This is a genomic window from Elusimicrobiota bacterium (genome assembly GCA_041660925.1).
Lineage (GTDB): Bacteria > Elusimicrobiota > Elusimicrobia > UBA1565 > UBA1565 > JBAZUV01.
The window spans coordinates 313,671-329,053 of the sequence record JBAZVI010000005.1 but is presented as its reverse complement, the minus strand read 5'-3'; the positions used below and the strand labels follow the sequence as shown (position 1 = coordinate 329,053).

Here is a 15,383-nt window from a genome sequence, read left to right as displayed (position 1 = left end):
GGATCAGGGTTTCCCCCATTGTCCAAAATTCCCCACTGCTGCCTCCCGTAGGAGTGAGGCCCGTGTCTCAGTGCCTCCGTGCCCGTTCGCCCTTTCAGGCCGGGTACCCGTCATAGCCTTGGTGGGCCGTTACCCCGCCAACAAGCTGATAGGCCGCAAGACCCTCCTAGAGTGACTTACGTCTTTCATCCAACGGCGATGCCGCCGCTGAATCGTACGGGGTATTAGCACGCCTTTCGGCATGTTATCCCCCACTCCAGGGTAGGTTTCTTACGTGTTACTCACTCGTCTGCCACTAAACTACCCTTGATGTAATCTCAGATAGTCTCGTTCGACTTGCATGTGTTATGCACGCTGCCAGCGTTAACTCTGAGCCAGGATCAAACTCTCCATTTAAAGCCGTTTTGGCGCATCTGGCCGGTTTGACCCGGTCGTCCGCGCTTGCGTCTCAAAAATGGAGTGAATTGACCTCGTCTTGGTGGTCCCCGCCGAACGTCCGACAGGGACCGAGCACACCTAATTGATCCTTATATCCTTCCCATCCCTCACTTCCCCTCATACTAGGGGTTCAGTGCCTTTGCGCCGAAGCGCATCGGAACGAGATGAGCAGGATGCCCATTCGCTCGCAAAACCAATTTTTCAAAGAACAAAACTCGCTTCGCCCCACTCTGCGGCTGGGGGAGTTTCCCCATGCGAAGTCTCTCGACTTGCGCTGTGTGGAAATAATATCACACTGCGCGCGCAAGTGTCAAGCTTTTTTTTCGGAAAATATTTCAGCGGACGCGCGGAGGCTTTTCTCGACGAGAAAAACGTCTTTTCACGCTGAACTCGCGGATGAGGACGCTCGCGTTCATCGCGACGCGCAGCGCGCGCAGCTCGTGTCCGGGCACCACGGCGGTGCGCGGAACGGCCTCGCGCAGCGCGCGCAGGATGTGGAGCGAGCGCCAGAAAAGTCCGAGGTCTTCCACCTGTCCGCGCAGCGGCAGAGCGAGGTCCAGGTAGTTGTCGACCACCAGCGCCGCGTCCCCCGCGAGCATCACCGGTCCGGGGTCCAGCAGGACCAGCGCCCCCATGCTGCCGGAAGTCCTTCCGGCCAGGTCGGTCAGGTAGATGGTCCCGTCACCGAACAAATCTATGGCGTGTACGAACGGACCAAGAGTCGGCTTCTCGTCCATTGAAATCAATTTAAATCGACTTTCAGGAATCTGAGCTATTTTATCGCTTATTTCCTTGTTTTTATTGATTTTAGCAGCTTCATACTCTACGCGTGTCGCGATGATCGTCGCACTTGAAAACTGCGATATAGTGCCGATATGCTCTTCCCTCATACTGGAAAGAACGATATATCGTATTTCTGAGGAATCTATGCCTGCTTCCTTTAATTGGGAGGGGAGGTCTTGTCCCGCCTTCGAGGTCCATTGCGGCTGGGCGGGGTCCACAAGCTCCAGGAGAAGATTGTCGCTTCTCTGCGTGGTCGTGGACAGCCCCGTGTCGAAAAGAATCATCCCTTCCTTAGGATGGCGGATCAGGAAGGCCGGGACCTGGAGCTTGAGCTTGGCATGCCAGCTCTTAAGAGCGCTGACGACCTCTCCGCGCACATGGAGCGTCCCGGTGTCGTACGCCTCGAGCGAGAGGCCTCCGGCCGCGCGCCGGGTGATGAGGTCGAGCGCGAAGGTCCTCGACGGCTTGGGCAGGTCGGTCGGGGTCGGCGGGGGCTTGATCAGGCGTTCGGCGAGGATGGAGCTCGGCGCACCGCCCACGCCGGCGCAGCCGGCGAGGAGGACTCCGGCGGCCGCGAGGAGGCTCCGTCTCACGGTCGCGCTTCGTCGAGCGCGAGGTTGAGGAGGAGGATGTCCTTGTTCTCAGTATAGGCGCGCGCCGACGCCTCGAGAGAAGCCGCGGTCTCGTCGACGAGCGCGGAGACCGCCGGCGCGCGAGCGAGCGCGAGCTTCTCCGCGTCGCGGTCGGCTTTCAGGCGCGCGAGCTTCTCGGAGCACTCGACCGACGGGGCGGGATCCTCCTCCCGGCGTTCGAGCCGCACGACCTCTCCGAGCCGCCGCAGGCGCAGCAGCGCCTTCTCGGCGCCCGTCCGCGGGATGCGGCAGGAGAGCTGCTGGTGCCGCCCATCCTTCGTCAAAGGGAAGTTGGCGAGCGGCTGTGTGAGGTCGCAGCCGTTCCTCTTGAGCGCGTCATAGACCTTGCCCGTCCGCTTGGGCAGGTCCTGGACCCGGAGCTCGACGTGCCAGATCCCGCCGCGTTCGGGCCGCGGACAGCTTTTGAGCCAGTAGGGCGCCGGAGCGGCGGGCGGCGCCGCGGGCGCGGGATCCGCCGCACGGAGCGCGGACGCGAGAAGGGACGCGAGGAGAACGCCGAGGAAGGTCTTCATGGCCCCGCTAGTTTATACCGGTGGACGGCGACGGTTCAAGAGGACGGGAGCAGCCCTTCGAGCACGGCGGAGAGCTCGTCGAGCTGATACGGCTTCGAGAGCACGGCGGAGAAGCCGTGCCGACGGAATTCCGCCATCACGGGGTCGTCGGAGTAGCCGCTCGAGACGATGGTGAGCGCGTCGGGGTGCTCCGCCTTGAGCAGGAGCACGGCCTCCTTGCCGCCCATGCCGGCGGGGACGACGAGGTCGAGGATGACGGCCTTGAAGGGCCGCCCAGCGGCCCGGGCCGCGCGGTAGCACGCGAGCATCGCGGACCCGTCGGCGACGGCGTCGGTCTCGTAGCCCAGCACCTCGAGCATGCGCCCGAGCACCCGCGCGACCGCCTCCTCATCGTCCATGACGAGGATGCGTCCGCTGCCGCGATGGCGCGCCGCCTGACCGGGCAGCGCGGCGGAGGCGAGGGCCTCGGCCGTGGCGGGGAGCGTCACCGTGAAGGACGCGCCCTCGCCGGGAGCCGAGCGGGCCTCGAGGAGTCCGCCGTGGCTCTGGATGATGGAGAAGCAGGTCGCCAGGCCCAGGCCCTTGCCGCGCTCCTTGGTCGTGAAGTAAGGCTCGAAGACGCGCTTGAGGTTCTCCGGCGGGATGCCGCGCCCCTCGTCGCTCACGCTCACCCGGACGAAGCGACCGTGCCCGAGCGGCGGCGGAGCGCCTTTCGGGAGCTCGACGTTCTCCGCCGTGACGCGAACGACCCCCCCCTCCGGGGAGGCCTGCGCGGCGTTCAGAAGGAGGTTGTGGAAGGCCTGAAGGAGCTGCCCTTCGTCGGCCTCGATGTTCCAGAGGTCCTCGGGAAGTTCGGCCTCGCAGCGCGGACGCGGGGTGCGCAGCGCGAGACGGATCGCCTCGTGGAGCAGGCCCGTCGGGGACAGGACCTTTTTGACGGGCCGGCCGCCGCGGGCGAACGTGAGGAGCTGCTGGGTCAGGCGTTGGGCTTCGCGCGAGGCCGCGATCGCGTCGCCGACGATCTCCCGGAGCTCCTTGGGGTCCGCCGCGGCCGACTCCACCAGCGACAGGTTCCCCAGCATCGCGGTGAGCAGGTTGTTGAAGTCGTGCGCGATGCCGCCGGCGAGCACGCCGAGGGACTCCATCTTCTCGAGCAGCAGCGTCTTCTGCTCGAGCCCCTTGCGCTCCGTGATGTCGAGGATGACCCCGACGAGCCCCGAGACCTTCCCGTCGCGGTGATGGGTCGGAGCCTTGTAGAAGACCACCACGCGCTCGCCTTTGTCCGCCGTGTGGACCCGGGCCTCGTAAACCTGCACGCCGCCCCGGCGCATGAGCTCGAGGTCCTTCTCATGGTAGACGCGGGCGTTCTCCTCCGGGGACACCTCGAAGACGGTCTTCCCGAGGATGCGCTCGCGCGGGACCCCCAGGAACTGCGCGAAGGAGGCGTTGCAGTCCTGATAGAGGCCCTTCGCGTCCTTGAAGAAGACGGGGTTCGGGATGGATTCGAGCATCGTGCGCAGGAAGTCCTGGCGTTCCTGCAGACGCTCCTCCGCGCGGCGCATGGCGGTGATGTCGTGGGCGAGGCCTTCGACGGCCGTCACCTTCCCGTCCGGGCCGAAGACCGGGAACTCCAGGACCTGCATGCGATGCCGGCTCCCGTTCTTGTGCAGGATGTCGACCTCGTAGGGCGGCTGCTGTACGCCGCGCAGGCTGCCGTCGGTGTGGGCGACGCAGAGCTTGTTGACGGGGTCGTCGCTCAGGTAGGTCGTATAGTGCCTCTTGAAGTCCTCCATCCCGTAGCCGAGGACCTGCTCCACCGAAGGGCTCAGGTATTCGAAGACCCCCTGCGCGTCATGGCGATAGAAGAAGTAGTCGCCGTGGAGGTTCTCGACGAGACGGCGGAACTTCCTCTCGTTCTCCTTCGACTCCTCCTCTATGCGGTGGCGCGGCGAGATGTCGCGGCAGAGCGAGATGATGCGCATCGACTCGCCGCTCTCCTCGACCGTGGCGTTGATCTCCACGGGGACGACCGTGCCGTCGCCGTGGACGTAGTCGAGCTCCAGCCCGAAGATGTGGCCGTCGCGTACGCACTGACGCACCGCGGCGGCGTTCTTCTCGCGCGCGCTTGCGGCCGTCCATTCGACGACGCTGCGGCCGCGGATCTCCGAGAGAGAAGCGTGTCCGGAAAGACGGACGTACTCGGCGTTCGCATCGACGACGCGCCCCTCGGCGTCGAGGATCAGGAAGCCGGTCCGAGTCGTCTCCACGAGGGCGCGGTATTTCTCCTCGCTCTCCTTGAGCGCCTCTTCGTAGCGCCGACGGCCCGTGACGTCGCGCAGGATGGCCACGGCGTGCCACTCCCCTCCCGATTCGACCGAGGACAGGGAGAGCTCGATGCGCAGTTCCCGGCCGTCCTTGCACAGCGCCGGCAGCTCGAGGATGCGGCCGACCGCGCCGCCCTGCCCGGTCTTCTGCCAGCGCGGGAAGGCGTCCCGATGCGCCTGCCGCAGGCGTTCGGGCGCGATGACCTCGTGCAGGTTGCGTCCGGCGATCTCCTTCGCGCTCCAGCCCAGCATGCGCTCGGCGGCCGCGTTCCAGAAGGTGACGGCCCCTGCGTTGTCGATCATCACGATGGCGTCCTGGGTGGCGGCGGCAAGGACGACGAACTTCTGCTCGTTCTCCGCGAGCGCGCGCTCGGCCACGCGGCGCTCACGAAGGTCGCGCACGATGCTCTGGATGCAGCGCCAGCCCTCGGCGCCGACCGCGCGCGCCGTGACCTCCACGGGTATGCGGGTCCCGTCCTTGGCGACGTGGACCGTCTCGAAGCGCAGGCCCTCATCGGTGAGGACGCGCTGGAGCTGGCGCTGGAAGTCCTTGAGCGTCTCGGGCGCTCGGAGCTCCTTGATATTGAGTCTCAGCAGCTCCTCGCGCGAGCGGCCGTAGAGCGCGGCCGCACGGTCGTTGGTCTCGAGGATTTTCCCCTCCTCGTCGAGGAGGAGGATGACGTCGCCGGCCTGCCGAAGGAGCGTCTCATAGAGCGCGGCTTTAGCGGCTCGCTCCGTCTGGAGGAGCTTCTCGCGCCGGCGCCAGACGTCAAGCCCCAGGAACGCGATGAGCGAAAGGAGCGTCCCTCCGAGCAGGGCGGCGATCAGCGCTCCGATCCGGAAGGGTCCGTCGACTTCATCCGCGCCGGTCTGCACGAGGAGACCCCAGGGAGTGCCGGCCACCGGCCGCGTGACGGCGTAGACCCGCCGCCCGGCCTCGTCGCGACCCCGGCACGCGGCCGCTTCCCCGCGCGCCGCTCGCGCCGCCGGGTCCGAACCGTCGCCGATGGGCCGTCGAAGGGAGCAGGGCGGGGCGTTGCGTCCGCGAGGCGAGGTGAGGAAGAGGACTTCGTCGCCCTCCCGCCGCACGAGCAGGGATTCCACCCCGCCGCTGGAAGGGTCCGCCGTCAGCTCGGGGAAGAGGCGCACACGGGGATCGAGGTGGAAGACGACGCCTCCGACCACGCGGCGACGCCCGTCGAGGATTGGCTGGAGCACGAGGGACTCGACTTCGTCCGTGCGCTCCTCGCGCGACACGTCCAGATAGGAGAAGCTTCCGGCGCGCAGGGCCGCGAGCCCTCCCGGCACGTCCGCCAGCTCGCGGTGCATGCCCCCGCCGTAGGTCTCCAGCGACCTGCCGGCGGTGTTGACGAGGCACATCCGCCGGAAGCCCCAGGCGTTGCCGTAATCGATGAAGCTGCGCATCCAGACCAGGATGCGCCCGCGAGCGGCCTCGTCCCTGCGCGCGAGGTAAGCCGGGACGTCCTCGCTCGCCACGGGCCCTTTGCAGCGCTGTTCGGCCAGCCGCAGGGCGTCCGCATGGAGAGTGCGCACGGCCCGCGCCTTGAGCTCGGCGCGGGCGACGAGCCCCTCATAGACGACGCTGCGGTGCTTCCGGGACTGCTGCAGATAGTGCGCCGCCGCAGCAGCGAGGAAGCCGCACACCGACAGGCACAGGGCGAGGAGAAAGCGCCGCCGGAAGGCGGTCTGAGGGGATTTCCGCGGGGTCGAGGACGCCGGCTCCAAGGGCTACCCTTTGCCGCGGCCGGCGCGCCGGTGCTGGCTCGCCACGCGCAGGCGCGCCGCCTCCCGGTGCATCATGGCCTCGGCCTGGGACAGCGAAAGGTCTCCGCCGTCGCCGTGCAGGGCCGCCTTCGCCTTCTCCAGCCCGAGGCGGGCGCGCTCGACGTCGATGTCCCCCGCCATCTCGGCGGTCTCGGCGAAGACGGCGACGCGGTCGTCGAGGACCTCCGCGAAGCCCCCGGAGACCGCGTAGTGGAGGGTCTCCTCTCCGGCGCGCACGCGCAGCTCGCCCGCCCGGAGCTGGACCACGAAGGGGGAGTGTCCGGGGAGCACGCCGAACTCACCGTCGACCGCCGGAAGGACGACGAAGTCCGCCGGACGAGAGAGGACCGGGCGCTCCGGCGTGGTCATCTCGAAGGTCAGCGCCGGCGTGCTCATGCGCGCGCCAGGGCCGCGGCCTTCTCGACGGCCTCCTCGATGCCGCCGACCATGAAGAACGCCTGCTCGGGAAGGTCGTCGTGACGGCCCTCGACGAGCTCCTTGAAGCCGCGCACGGTCTCCTTGAGCGGGACGTACTTGCCGGGGAAGCCGGTGAAGGTCTCGGCCACGTGGAAGGGCTGCGAGAGGAAGCGCTGGATGCGCCGCGCGCGACCGACGATGCGCTTGTCCTCGTCGGAGAGCTCGTCGATGCCGAGGATGGCGATGATGTCCTGGAGGTCCTTGTAGCGCTGCAGGACCTTCTGGACGGAGCGCGCCACCGCGTAGTGCTCCTCGCCGACGATCTTGGGGTCGAGGATGCGCGAGGTCGAGTCGAGCGGGTCCACGGCCGGGTAGATGCCGAGCTCGGAGATCTGCCGCGAGAGCACCGTGGTCGCGTCGAGGTGGGTGAAGGTGTTCGCGACGCCGGGGTCGGTGAGGTCGTCGGCGGGGACGTAGATCGCCTGGATCGAGGTGATCGAGCCCTTCTTCGTCGAGGTGATGCGCTCCTGGAGCGCGCCGATCTCGGTGGTCAGCGTGGGCTGGTAGCCGACGGCCGAGGGCATGCGGCCGAGCAGGGCCGAGACCTCGCTGCCGGCGAGCACGAAGCGGAAGATGTTGTCGACGAAGAGAAGGACGTCCTGTCCCTCCTGATCGCGGAAGTACTCGGCCTGGGTCAGCGCGGTGAGTCCGACGCGCGCGCGGGCGCCCGGCGGCTCGTTCATCTGCCCGTAGACGAGGACCGTCTTGGAGAGGACCGGCGACCCGTCGGAGAGCTTCGTGTGCTGCATCTCGAGCCAGAGGTCGTTGCCCTCGCGCGAGCGCTCGCCGACCCCGCCGAAGACGGAGACGCCGCCGTGCTGCTTGGCGACGTTGTTGATGAGCTCCTGGATGACGACGGTCTTGCCGACGCCGGCGCCGCCGAAGAGGCCGACCTTGCCGCCCTTCATGTAGGGTTCGAGGAGGTCGATGACCTTGATGCCGGTCTCGAAGATCTGGGGGACCGTCTGCTGCTCGCTGAGCGGGGGCGGCGCCCGGTGGATGGGAAGACGCACCTGCGCCTGGACCGGACCGAGCGGGTCCTTGGGCTCGCCGAGCACGTCGATGAGGCGGCCGAGGCAGCCGCGGCCCACGGGGACCGTGATGGGGGCGCCGCTGTCCTCGACGGGCATGCCGCGCCGCATGCCGTCGGTGGGTCCGAGCACGATCGCCCGGACCGTGTTGTCGCCGAGGTGCTGGGCGACTTCGGCGGTCACCGTCGTCTCCTTGCCCCCCTCGCCCGGCACGCGCACGCGCAGGGCGTTCAGGATCGCCGGGAGCTGCCCCGAGGGGAACTCGGCGTCGATGACGGGTCCGACGACCTGCGTGAGCTTGCCGGCGCTCATGACTTCCTCCGGAACTTCGCGGTGACGTGATGCTCGGGCTTCGCGGCCTCGGGGGAGACGAAACCGATGCGGTGGAAGCGCACCCCGTAGCGGTGCAGACCGCCGACGACGCTGGAGCGCATGTGACGGACCTCGCCCCGGATCTCGAGCGGGATGTTGATCTTCAGGAAGAGCGAGGAGCCCTCTTCGATCTCCGTGTCGGTCTTGATGGCCATCCCCCCGACCGAGAGGTCGAGGATGCGGCCGACGCCCTTGCCGACCACGCGGCTCTTCGTGCGGACCTCCATGGTGATGTCGACGGGGAAGCGGGGATGCCTGCGTTTCTCGGACATGGTGAAACTCCTTTCGTCTTCAAAATCCTTGCCCTTTTTGAGAGGAGGGCGTGGGAGAGGGGGATTCCCCCCCTTCCGGTCCTCGCCGGCACCCCGACACTGATAGTGCCGGGATCGCACGCTGCGGAAGCTGATAGTGCGAACTCCCGCTCCTCATTGGGAAAGAGCCTCGGCTCCGCCGACCAGCTCGGCGATCTCGCGGGTGATGAGCGCCTGGCGCGTGCGATTGAGCGTCAGCGTCAGACTATCGATGAGCTCGGCGGCGTTCTTCGATGCGGAATCCATGGCGTTCATGCGCGCGGCGAGCTCCGCCGCCTGCGACTCGAGGAGGATCCTGTAAAGCTGGGCCTTGAGCTGGCGCGGGAGAAGCGCCGCGAGCAGGCGCGGACGGTCCGGCTCGTAGCGGAAGTCGATGCCGCGCGAGGCCCGCCCGGCGTCCCGGAGGTCCGGCGGCACGACCGGCAGCAGGGGCTGCTCGACGACGCGCTGGGAGACGGCCGATCTGAACTCGCTGTAGACGGCGCAGGCGGAACGGATGCGTCCTCCCTCGTAAGCGCCGATGAGGGCCTTCCCGAGGAGCTCGGCGTGCGCGTAGGAGACCTTCGGGAAGATCCCCGGCAGCTCGCAGAGGAGCTCGTAGTCGTAGCCCTTCAGGCGGGCGAGGAACTCGCGGCCTTTACGCCCGGCCACGGCGACGGCCGCCCCGGTCTCCTGGTGGCGGCGCAGCCAGACGACGGCGGCGCGCAGGACGTTGGTGTTGAAGGCCCCGCAGAGCCCCTTGTCGCCGGTGACGAGGACGAGGCAGGGCCGGCCCGCCGCGGGGGCGCGGAAGAAGGGGTGCTCGAGCAGGCCGCCGTCCTCGCCCCCGTCGGCCGCGGCGCGCGCGAGGTCGAGCACGGTGTGCTCGAGCTGGAGCGCGAACGGGCGCGAGGAGAGGATGGCCTGCTGGGCCCTGCGCATGCGGGCCGCCGCGACCATCTTCATGGCCTTGGTGATCTGCTCGGTGGAGCGGATCGAGCGGATCTTTCCGCGGATCTCGCGCAGGGAGGCCACTCTAGGCTCCGTCTCCGAGGTAGTCCTTCACGCCCGCCTCCACCGACCACTTCGCGGCGAAGCCGAGCGCCTTGCGCGCGGCCGCCGGGTCGCCCTGGGTGTGGTTCTGGTAGAAGCCGTAGGGGTTGTCGAAGTACTCCGGCTCCAGGGAGGTCCCCATCGTGCCGTTGAGGGCCTTCACGACGGCGTTGAAGTCCACGGCCTTCCCCGTGCAGGCGTTGTAGACGCCGCTCGTCCTCGCGGCCAGCGCCCGGAGGTTCGCCGCGACGATGTCCTTCACGTAGATGTGGTCGCGCGCCTGCTCGCCCATCTTGAAGATGCGCGGCCGGCGGCCGGCCTCCATCTGCAGGTGCAGCTGCCAGATCATGCTGGCGACCTTGCCCTTGTGGCGCTCCCTCGGGCCGAAGACGTTGAAGTAGCGCAGGCCGGTGACCTTGATCGCGCGGTTCCCGACGGCGAACGAGGCTCCGACGCGGTCCATCACCTCCTTCGAGAAGCCGTAGACGTTGAGGGGGTTCGGCTCCTGGCTCTCGCGCATCGGACAGGGTCCCGGGCCGTAGACGGCCGCCGAGGAGGCGTAGACGACCGACTTCGCCCGGACCCGCTTCGCGAACTCGAGCACGCTGCGGAAGCCTTCGACGTTGACGCGCATCATCCGGTGCTGGTCGCTCACCGTGGTGTCGGTGATCGCCGCCTCATGGAACACGGCGTCGACCGGCCCGACGCGTCCCTCCCAGTCGGCGCGGCAGACGACGTCGGCGGCGACGACGTCCCCGCGGAAGCCGCGGAGGTTCTCGAAATGGCCGGAGCTGAAATCGTCGAGCGCGACGACCCGCCAGCCGAGCCGCTCGAGCTCGAGGCAGAGGTTGGAGCCGATGAAGCCGGCTCCTCCCGTGACGAGCGCCTTCTTCACTTCCCCCTCCTCTGGACGATGACCTGGAGCGGGATGCCCGGCAGCATGCAGAGCTCGCCGACCTCCTTCATCCTCCCCTCGGGGACCTGCTCGAAACCGAGGGCGACGGACGAGGGGTTGAGCCCGACGATGTAGAGGAGGACCTGCTTGTCCCATTCGCTGATCCCCTGGGCGACCTTGTAATCCTTGCGGCACTTCTTGATGAAGCGCTTGAGGGACCCGGGGCTGCGCAGGAGGTAGTCGGCGAAGGCGAGCGGCGTGTTCACCTCGGGGACGAAGCTGAAGACCCCCGCCATGTCGACGCGCTCGACGGTGATGAGCGCCTCCATGAGACTGAGGTTGATGATCTGCTGGGGCGGTTGGGCGGGCGCCGGCACGTTCGGCGCCTGCGCCGCGGCAGGCAGGACGAGGGCGGCGGTGAGGACGGCGGCGGCGAAGACCTTCATCATGGCGTGTACCCCTTTTTGAACTCCTCGCAGGCCCGCTTGAGGCGGCCCTTGAGCTCGTCGTCGAGAACGCCCTTCTCCGCGATGTCGCGCAGAAGGTCGCTGCGGCGCACGCGCAGCTCCTCGAGCAGCGCCCCCTCGAAAGGGCGCACGGAGGCGATCGGCAGGTCGTCGAGGAAGCCCGAGACGCCCGCGAAGAGGACGGCGACCTGTTCGGAGGCCGGCATGGGCCGGTACTGGTCCTGCTTGAGGAGCTCGACCATGCGCTGTCCGCGCGCGAGCTGCTGCTGCGAGGCCCTGTCGAGGTCGGAACCGAACTGGGCGAAAGCCGCCAGCGCGTTGTACTGCGCGAGGTCGATGCGCAGGGAGCCGGCCACCTGCTTCATCGCCTTCACCTGCGCGGCGCCCCCCACGCGCGAGACCGAGAGTCCGACGTTCACCGCCGGGCGGATGCCCGAGTAGAAGAGGCCGCTCTCCAGGTAGATCTGCCCGTCGGTGATGGAGATGACGTTGGTCGGGATGTAGGCCGAGACGTCGCCGGCCTGCGTCTCGATGATGGGGAGCGCGGTCAGCGAGCCGCCGCCCTTCTCCTTCGAGAGGCGGCAGGCGCGCTCGAGCAGACGCGAGTGGAGGTAGAAGACGTCGCCCGGGTACGCCTCGCGGCCGGGCGGGCGGCGCAGGAGCAGCGAGAGCTGGCGGTAGGACTGCGCGTGCTTGGAGAGGTCGTCGTAGATGACGAGGACGTCCCTGCCCTTCCAGAGGAACTCCTCGCCCATCGCGCACCCGGCGTAGGGCGCGATGTACAGGAGCGGCGCGGGGTCGGACGCGGCGGCGCAGACGACGAGGGTGTAGTCCATCGCCCCGTGGTCCTCGAGGATCTTCACGACGGAGGCGACGGTCGACTGCTTCTGCCCGATGGCCACGTAGACGCAGATCGGCCGGTTGGGGGCGTCCTTCTGGTTGATGATCGCGTCGATGGCGATGGCCGTCTTGCCGGTCTGGCGGTCGCCGATGATGAGCTCGCGCTGGCCGCGTCCGATGGGGATCATGGCGTCGACGGCCTTGAGCCCGGTCTGGAGGGGGACGTTGACCGGCTGACGCTCGCAGACGCCGGGGGCGATGACCTCGACCGTCCGGCGGCCGCTCGCGGCGATGGGCCCCTTCCCGTCGATGGGCTGGCCCAGCGGGTTGACGACGCGGCCGATGAGCGCCTCGCCGACGGGGACCTCCATGATGCGGCCGGTGCGCCGGACCGGGTCCCCCTCGCGGATCTGCTCGTCGCGTCCGAAAAGGACGCAGCCGATGTTCTCCTTCTCGAGGTTGAGCACCATCCCGAACACGCCGTGGGGCAGTTCCAGGAGCTCGCCGGCCATCGCGTTCTCGAGTCCGTAGACTCGCGCGATGCCGTCGCCGACCTGGAGGACGAAGCCCTCCTCGGCCGCCGCGACGCCGCCTTCGAAGCCCGAAATCTTCTTCTCGAGGATTCCCGTGATCTCTTCCGGTCTGATCGCCATGATTTATCCTTTGCTCAAGTTCTCGCTCAGCCGCTTCAGGCGTCCGCGCAGGCTTCCGTCGAGCACCCAGTCTCCCGCGCGCACCGAGGCGCCGGCGATCAGGTCTTCGTCCGTCTCCGTCTCCAGCACGACCTTGCGCCCGGTGAAGCGGGAGAGGCCCGCGGCCAGGGTCCCGGCCGCCTCCGGCGGCAGCGGCGCGGCGGTCCGCGCCTTCCCGCGCAGGATCCCGCGGCGTTCGTCGAGGACGATCGCGGCCTCGACGGCCGACGCCGGCAGCAGGTCGATGCGCTTCTTCTCGAGCAGCAGCTCCAGAAAGCGCAGGGTCACCGCCGAGACGCTCCCCGCCAGGCGTCCGAGCTCCTGGCGCTTCTCGGCGTGCGTGCGCCGAGGATGACGGAAGCCCGCGAGCGCTCCCGAAAGACCCCGGGCGGCCGCGGAGAGCTCGGCGACGGCCTGCTCCTCGACGCCGGTCCGCGCGGCCGCTGCGACGAAAGCGGCCGCGTAGCGGCGCGCAAGGACCCGCTCGCCCGGCTTCATCCCTTGCGTCCTCCGAGCCCGCCGACCTCGCCGAGGAACTCGTCGAGGACGCGCTTCTGCACGTCTTTGTCGACGCTCTTGCGCACGAGACGCTCGGCGGCGAGCACGGAGAGCGCGGCGACCTCGCGGCGCAGCTCGCCGATGAGCCGCGCCTTCTCCTCTTCGAGCTGTCCGCGCGCCTTCTCGACGATGCGCCGCGCCTCGGCCTCGCCGTCGTCCTTGAGGCGGGAGCGCAGGGCCTCGCCCTCGCGCAGGGCCTCGGCCAGCGCCTGCTTCTGGCGCGCCTCGTGTCCCGCGAGCTGGGCCGCGAGTTCCGAACGGATGCGCTCGGCGTCCCGGCGCGCGGCCTCCGCGGATTCGCGCTCGGCGCGCAGGCGCTCCTCGCGCTCCTCGACGGCCTTCAGCAGCGGCCCCCAGGCGAAGGCCTTCAGCAGCCCCACGAGGATGAGGAAGCTGACGACCGTCCAGATGTAGAGCCCGGGGTCCGGGTTGAGCAGCGTATCCATCGCGTCCTCCGTGCCCCCTCGCGGGGGCCCGCGCTCAGTGCTGCGCCGGCGCTTCGACCGCGGCCGGAGCGGCGCCCGCCGAGGCGACCTTGTTGAGCGTGCTCACCGCGAGGAAGGCGATGACCAGCGCGAAGAGCGCGATGCCTTCGATGAGCGCGGCCGCGATGATCATCATCATCTGCAGCGAGCCCTGCGCCTCGGGCTGACGCGCGGTGCCCTCGAGGGCCGCGGCGCCGAGCTTGCCGATGCCGGCCGCCGCGCCGATGAGGGCGAGGCCCACCGCCAGTCCGACTCCCAGATATCCCAGTCCGATGTGCATCATGTGATGTCTCCTGTGCGGCTGTTCCTTCGGGCCCGTCGGGGCCCCTGCGACCTCGCCCCCCTCGGAGGCGGTGTACGGAGAGCTAGTGCGGATGCAGCGCCCCGCTCACGAACACGGCGGTCAGCATCGTGAAGATGTAGGCCTGGAGCGTGCAGACGAGCACCTCCAGGAGGTACACGAAGACCACGAGCGCGACCGAGAACGGCGCGGCGGCGAGGCCGGCCCACTTGCCCGCCGCGGCGAAGGTGAAGATGAGGGAGAAGAAGCCCAGAGCGACGATGTGCCCGGCGATCATGTTCGCGAAGAGACGGATGGTGAGCGCGAAGCACTTCGTGACGAGCCCCAGCGCCTCGATGACGAACATGAAGGGGATCAGCGGCCAGGGAAGCCCGCCGGGGACGAGGTGGACCAGGAAGCCTCCCAGCCCCTGCGCGCGCGTGCCGGCCAGCAGGATGAGCCCGAAGGTGCAGCTCGCCAGGGCGGCGGTCACCGCGACGTTGCCCGTCGCCGTCGCCCCGTAGGGGATGAGCCCGCCGAGGTTGCAGAAGAGGATGAAGAGGAAGAGCGTCGCGAAGTAGTGCAGGTAGGGACGCCCCGCGTGCCCGAGCACCGGGTCGACGACGCCGTCGCGGATGAAGAGCACGGTCGCCTCGAGCGCGCCGCGCAGCAGGCGGGCCGGGCGCGAACTCCCGCGCGAGAGAAGCGCGAGGAGCAGAAGGAGGCCCCCGGCGCCCCACAGCATCAGCAGATGCTTGGTCAGGGCGAAGCGGACCCCCCCCGCCGTGAAGAGCGGGAGGATCGTGTGGTCGAGTACGTGATGTCCGACGATGGCTTCGAAGTTCAAAAATCCCTTCCATCCGCGGCGGGCCATGCCTCCACGAGGGTGAGCACGAACGCGCCGGCGGCGTACGTCAGCAGCAGGGCGGCCTGCGCGGCGGCGGTCCGTCCGCGGGACGCCCCCATCAGCGCGATCAGCCCGCCCAGCCGCAGGGCCGCGCCCGCGCCGTACGCCCAGAGGAACCCGCGCATCCGCCTCCTTGCGAGGAGAAGCAGCGCCGCGGCCGCGGCAGAGACGAGCCCCGCCGCGGCGAGCCCCGCCGCGGCCTCACGGGGGAGGCCCTCGAGCCGGGCCAGCGCCCCCAGCCCCAGGGCGCCCGTCAGCGCGCTAAGGACGACCGCGCGCAGAGGGCGAAGTCTGGCGGATGAACTGATAGAGTCCAAGGGCGATCCCCAGCAGCGAGCCCGTCAACAGCAGCCAAGGCCCCGTGCCGAAGCGTCCGTCGGCCCAGCGCCCCAGCAGACAGCCGGCGAGCGCGGAGACGGCGAGTTCGGCGCCGGCCCCCAGCGCGTTCCAGCCGCGCCCGGGGAGCTTGTTCGGACCTGCAGGTTCCGTTTGCATGCAAAGAGCGAGGGCTGATTCTACCTTAGATAGCGAAAAGCGGTCA

Annotated in this window: 16 protein-coding genes and 1 rRNA gene; all 17 read right to left on the bottom strand. The window is 68.7% G+C overall.

Annotated features, from left to right (window positions below; all coding sequences use genetic code 11):
* Positions 1-396: ribosomal RNA gene (locus WC969_09425) — 16S ribosomal RNA — on the bottom strand; the annotation flags it as partial.
* Positions 397-773: 377 nt separating this feature from the next.
* Complete coding sequence (locus tag WC969_09420) at positions 774-1,760, bottom strand: MBL fold metallo-hydrolase (protein MFA6030061.1); 987 nt, start codon at positions 1,758-1,760, stop codon at positions 774-776.
* 50 nt (positions 1,761-1,810) lie between these two features.
* Positions 1,811-2,386: a hypothetical protein gene (locus WC969_09415; GenBank protein MFA6030060.1), complete on the bottom strand. Its 576-nt coding sequence runs from the start codon at positions 2,384-2,386 to the stop codon at positions 1,811-1,813.
* Positions 2,387-2,421: 35 nt separating this feature from the next.
* A complete protein-coding gene (locus WC969_09410; GenBank protein ID MFA6030059.1) occupies positions 2,422-6,456 on the bottom strand; it encodes a PAS domain S-box protein in 4,035 nt (1,344 codons plus the stop codon).
* Between the two features lie 3 nt (positions 6,457-6,459).
* Positions 6,460-6,891 carry a F0F1 ATP synthase subunit epsilon gene (locus tag WC969_09405; protein ID MFA6030058.1) on the bottom strand — a complete coding sequence of 144 codons (432 nt, stop codon included), beginning with the start codon at positions 6,889-6,891 and terminating at the stop codon, positions 6,460-6,462.
* Positions 6,888-8,315, bottom strand: a complete 1,428-nt coding sequence (gene atpD / locus WC969_09400; protein ID MFA6030057.1) for a F0F1 ATP synthase subunit beta — start codon at positions 8,313-8,315, stop codon at positions 6,888-6,890. Before atpD ends, WC969_09405 begins: the two co-directional genes overlap by 4 nt.
* Complete coding sequence (locus WC969_09395; protein ID MFA6030056.1) at positions 8,312-8,647, bottom strand: PilZ domain-containing protein; 336 nt, start codon at positions 8,645-8,647, stop codon at positions 8,312-8,314. The genes atpD and WC969_09395 overlap by 4 nt, the downstream gene beginning before the upstream one ends.
* A gap of 153 nt (positions 8,648-8,800) precedes the next feature.
* Positions 8,801-9,700, bottom strand: coding sequence for an ATP synthase F1 subunit gamma (gene atpG, locus WC969_09390; GenBank protein MFA6030055.1), 900 nt, complete (start codon positions 9,698-9,700; stop codon positions 8,801-8,803).
* 1 nt (position 9,701) lies between these two features.
* Positions 9,702-10,613 (bottom strand): ADP-glyceromanno-heptose 6-epimerase, encoded by a 912-nt coding sequence (gene rfaD, locus WC969_09385; protein MFA6030054.1) that lies wholly within the window; start codon positions 10,611-10,613, stop codon positions 9,702-9,704.
* Positions 10,610-11,062 (bottom strand): hypothetical protein, encoded by a 453-nt coding sequence (locus WC969_09380; protein ID MFA6030053.1) that lies wholly within the window; start codon positions 11,060-11,062, stop codon positions 10,610-10,612. Before WC969_09380 ends, rfaD begins: the two co-directional genes overlap by 4 nt.
* Complete coding sequence (atpA, locus tag WC969_09375) at positions 11,059-12,573, bottom strand: F0F1 ATP synthase subunit alpha (GenBank protein MFA6030052.1); 1,515 nt, start codon at positions 12,571-12,573, stop codon at positions 11,059-11,061. The genes WC969_09380 and atpA overlap by 4 nt, the downstream gene beginning before the upstream one ends.
* A 3-nt stretch (positions 12,574-12,576) precedes the next feature.
* Positions 12,577-13,110: an ATP synthase F1 subunit delta gene (gene atpH / locus WC969_09370; protein MFA6030051.1), complete on the bottom strand. Its 534-nt coding sequence runs from the start codon at positions 13,108-13,110 to the stop codon at positions 12,577-12,579.
* Positions 13,107-13,616: a F0F1 ATP synthase subunit B gene (atpF, locus tag WC969_09365; GenBank protein MFA6030050.1), complete on the bottom strand. Its 510-nt coding sequence runs from the start codon at positions 13,614-13,616 to the stop codon at positions 13,107-13,109. Before atpF ends, atpH begins: the two co-directional genes overlap by 4 nt.
* A 34-nt stretch (positions 13,617-13,650) precedes the next feature.
* On the bottom strand, positions 13,651-13,935 hold the full coding sequence (atpE, locus tag WC969_09360) for an ATP synthase F0 subunit C (protein MFA6030049.1): 285 nt from the start codon (positions 13,933-13,935) through the stop codon (positions 13,651-13,653).
* A gap of 85 nt (positions 13,936-14,020) precedes the next feature.
* Positions 14,021-14,782 carry a F0F1 ATP synthase subunit A gene (gene atpB / locus WC969_09355; GenBank protein MFA6030048.1) on the bottom strand — a complete coding sequence of 254 codons (762 nt, stop codon included), beginning with the start codon at positions 14,780-14,782 and terminating at the stop codon, positions 14,021-14,023.
* Positions 14,779-15,159: a hypothetical protein gene (locus WC969_09350; protein MFA6030047.1), complete on the bottom strand. Its 381-nt coding sequence runs from the start codon at positions 15,157-15,159 to the stop codon at positions 14,779-14,781. Before WC969_09350 ends, atpB begins: the two co-directional genes overlap by 4 nt.
* A complete protein-coding gene (locus tag WC969_09345) occupies positions 15,104-15,337 on the bottom strand; it encodes an AtpZ/AtpI family protein (protein MFA6030046.1) in 234 nt (77 codons plus the stop codon). The genes WC969_09350 and WC969_09345 overlap by 56 nt, the downstream gene beginning before the upstream one ends.
* Positions 15,338-15,383 lie beyond the last annotated feature (46 nt).

What these genes read in the sequence shown, in the direction of transcription:
- WC969_09415 (MFA6030060.1), bottom strand. Translation starts at nt 2,386, where the DNA reads ATGAAGACCTTCCTCGGCGTTCTCCTCGCGTCCCTTCTCGCGTCCGCG.
- WC969_09405 (MFA6030058.1), bottom strand. Translation starts at nt 6,891, where the DNA reads ATGAGCACGCCGGCGCTGACCTTCGAGATGACCACGCCGGAGCGCCCG.
- atpD (MFA6030057.1), bottom strand. Translation starts at nt 8,315, where the DNA reads ATGAGCGCCGGCAAGCTCACGCAGGTCGTCGGACCCGTCATCGACGCC.
- WC969_09395 (MFA6030056.1), bottom strand. Translation starts at nt 8,647, where the DNA reads ATGTCCGAGAAACGCAGGCATCCCCGCTTCCCCGTCGACATCACCATG.
- WC969_09380 (MFA6030053.1), bottom strand. Translation starts at nt 11,062, where the DNA reads ATGATGAAGGTCTTCGCCGCCGCCGTCCTCACCGCCGCCCTCGTCCTG.
- atpA (MFA6030052.1), bottom strand. Translation starts at nt 12,573, where the DNA reads ATGGCGATCAGACCGGAAGAGATCACGGGAATCCTCGAGAAGAAGATT.
- atpH (MFA6030051.1), bottom strand. Translation starts at nt 13,110, where the DNA reads ATGAAGCCGGGCGAGCGGGTCCTTGCGCGCCGCTACGCGGCCGCTTTC.
- atpF (MFA6030050.1), bottom strand. Translation starts at nt 13,616, where the DNA reads ATGGATACGCTGCTCAACCCGGACCCCGGGCTCTACATCTGGACGGTC.
- atpE (MFA6030049.1), bottom strand. Translation starts at nt 13,935, where the DNA reads ATGCACATCGGACTGGGATATCTGGGAGTCGGACTGGCGGTGGGCCTC.
- WC969_09345 (MFA6030046.1), bottom strand. Translation starts at nt 15,337, where the DNA reads ATGCAAACGGAACCTGCAGGTCCGAACAAGCTCCCCGGGCGCGGCTGG.